This is a genomic window from Vibrio sp. D173a (assembly GCF_030248475.1).
This window is the reverse complement of record NZ_JAHGAH010000859.1, coordinates 1-839: the sequence shown is the minus strand read 5'-3', so window position 1 is coordinate 839 and position 839 is coordinate 1. Positions and strand designations below refer to the sequence as shown.

Here is an 839-nt window from a genome sequence, read left to right as displayed (position 1 = left end):
CGTTCCAATGGACTTCATCATTGGCGGACAAAAAATGGCAGGACAAGGCTGGCGCATGCTGGTTGAATGTCTGTCTGTTGGTCGTGGTATTACACTGCCGTCTAACTCAACAGGTGGTTTAAAAAGTGCCGCTCTGGCTACTGGTGCTTATGCCCGTATTCGTCGCCAATTCAAACAGCCAATCGGCCGTATGGAAGGTGTCGAAGAGCCATTAGCACGCCTTGCTGGTAACGCATACGTGATGGACGCGGCAAGTAACCTGACTGTTGCGGGGATCGACTTAGGTGAGAAGCCTTCGGTTATCTCAGCGATCGTTAAGTACCACTGTACTCACCGTGGCCAGCGCAGCATCATCGATGCGATGGATATTGTGGGTGGTAAAGGCATCTGCTTAGGTCCATCAAACTTCCTAGCTCGTGGCTACCAAGGCTCACCGATTGCGGTTACCGTAGAAGGTGCCAACATTCTGACTCGCTCAATGATCATCTATGGGCAAGGTGCAATTCGTTGTCACCCTTATGTTCTTGAAGAGATGAACGCCGCTTACTCTGAAAGCAGTGATGCACTCGATAAGTTCGATAGCGCACTCGCTGGACACGTTAGCTTCACCATGAGTAACCTAATCCGCAGCCTATGGTTTGGTTTGACTGATGGTCGTGGTTCAAGCACACCAGCAGATAAAGATACTAAACGTTACTACCAGCAACTGAATCGCTACAGTGCCAACTTAGCACTTCTGTCTGATATCTCGATGGCGGTACTGGGTGGTTCACTGAAACGTAGAGAGCGTTTATCTGCTCGTCTAGGTGACATTTTGAGTCAGCTATACCTTGGCTCAG

The 839-nt window shown here is 49.7% G+C and carries 1 protein-coding gene; it reads left to right on the top strand.

Annotation, left to right across the window (positions count from 1 at the left end; genetic code table 11):
* Positions 1-839, top strand: an 839-nt coding sequence (locus KIV40_RS29840; RefSeq protein WP_285352882.1) for an acyl-CoA dehydrogenase domain-containing protein, incomplete at both ends; no start/stop codon positions are given.